Consider the following 2,133-nt stretch of genomic DNA (forward strand, 5'->3'; position numbering starts at 1 on the left):
AACGTGAATAAGGCAGAGGAACAGCAGTTTGCAGTACTCTCATCCAGAGTCAGTAGCGCTGAAAGAGAGAAGCATGAAGCCCAGAAGAAAGCAAGACTTCTGGAGCAGGAGAACTCTGCCCTTAAGTCCAAGAATGAGGACATGCAAAGGCGACTCAATGAGAAGATGGACGAGGTTGCTGATACCGTCAGGCAGATGGCCCAGTTCATGATGGGCAAAGGGCCTGTTACTCTATCTGACTCCTTAAGAGATGCAATAGTAGCTGGAGTAAAGGAAGAGTTTGAGGCTCAGCTTCGAGAAGAGCGTGAGGCTCATGCCAAAGAGATGCAGTCTTTGAAGGATCAGTTTGCCCTGATGCTAGCAGCCAAGGATAATGAGATTGCAGCTTTAAAGGCTAAGAATGGTGAAGATCAAGGCGATGCTCATGGTACAGTAAGTCATGGTCAGTCAATCCCTGAAGGTATGACTCCAGAAGACCGCAATAAGCAGCTTGAACAGCAGAATTCAAATCTGGCAATAGCTGCTTATGGTCAGAATTGTGAGTCAGAAAAATATAATCACGGCTGCCAGCCTCCTGTAAATGCAGATGATCTTGACCTCAATGGCGAAGAAGTGCCAGATGAACGAGTGGCCGCAATTGCACAGGAGATAAAGGTACGCAAAGACATGAAAGGTATAGATAAGCCTCGCCGACAGCAACCCTTGGAAGAAAGCATCCTGGCAGATGAGAAGAGACAGATAATCTTGAAACCGGAAGGCATGCCAGAAGATGTATATGAGGTGGGGCGTGATTATTCTACTCGTTTTTATTATGTAAGAGGATATATCCGCTGTCAGGTGATTGCCCGTTTGAAATTCAGAGATCCACGTGGAAACTATTATCACGTAAATCTTCCGGAGAAATACAAGAACTGTATGGGTCGAACTGAGGCCACAGAATCCCTTATAGCCTATATTCTGTCGCAGCATTTTGAGTTTGGTGTGACGATTGCCGATATAGAATTACAGTTAAAGCGCATGGGTCTTAACTTCAGTCATGCAACCATTATGAACTGGATTAAGATAGGAGCTGATCTCTTGGAACCTCTTGATGAACCGCTTCAACATGAAATTATTAATAGCGGTGAAGATTACTGCGATGAGTCTACAGTTAAGACCTGTGACAAGCGTCTCCCAAATAAAGACGAGAAGGAGGATGAAGTGGAAGACGAGTTACATTACTTCAGGCGCTGGATGTACTGCCACCATGCTGGTCCATTGAAACTGACGCAGTTTGTTTTCTTTGGTCGTGGCCGTAGGACTCAGGAGGCAATCAGGGAGTATTTCAAGGATGTCATGGACAGACTTTACCTGCATAGTGATGGTGCCAAGATGTATAAATGCTATAATATAGCAGGCCTTATTATAAGGATTTCCTGTCTGGTGCATATGCGCAGACCATTCTTTAAACTGAAGGATGTCTCTAAAGATGCAATGGAGATAGTGAAGCTGGCTGATAAGATCTTCCATCTTGACAAGACGATAAAGGAGGCTTTTAAAGGTGATGTGGATCGAATCACGCAGGAGCGAGTCCTGCAGATAGGGCCAGTGCTACACACAATTAAGAATATCCTTGATATGCTTGAAAGTGCGCTCGATCAGAAGAAAGAGCCGGAACTTTTCAAGGCTGTGAAGTATGCCCTGGATGAATATCCCTGTCTGCTGAATGCCCTTCAGGATGGTACACTCGACTTCTCGAACAACCGTTGCGAGAGGCAGATCCGTAGGCTGGCTAAATATAGGAATAATAGTTTCTTTACAGGCAGTCCTGAAGCATCAAAGAGATTAGCAAGGCTATTGTCACACTTTGCTAACTGTAAGGACCATCATCTTGATTCCTTTACATATCTTTGTGATGTGTTCCGTCGTAAGCGGTCATTTTAGACCGTATTGCGTACCTAATATATAATGATTATCTTTGCGGCGTATATCCAAAACGCAACAAAGAATGATCAACAAAAAAAAAAGAAGGAGGCTTCTACGCCTCAAAAGTAAGACTGTTTCTCAATGAGTACGATGGGATACCGCTGGAGGAGTTCTGCAAGGCAGAGAAGGTCAGTTACAACAAGATGCTTAACTGCCTTGGACGGACAA

The 2,133-nt window shown here is 44.4% G+C and carries 1 protein-coding gene; it reads left to right on the plus strand.

The features are described 5' to 3' along the window. A partial coding sequence (locus J6I68_RS11720) for an IS66 family transposase (protein ID WP_292220537.1) occupies positions 1 to 1,923 on the plus strand: 1,923 nt, incomplete at its 5' end. Positions 1,924 to 2,133: the final 210 nt, after the last annotated feature.

It is taken from the genome of Butyrivibrio sp. (assembly GCF_017940685.1).
Classification (GTDB): Bacteria; Bacillota; Clostridia; order Lachnospirales; family Lachnospiraceae; genus Butyrivibrio.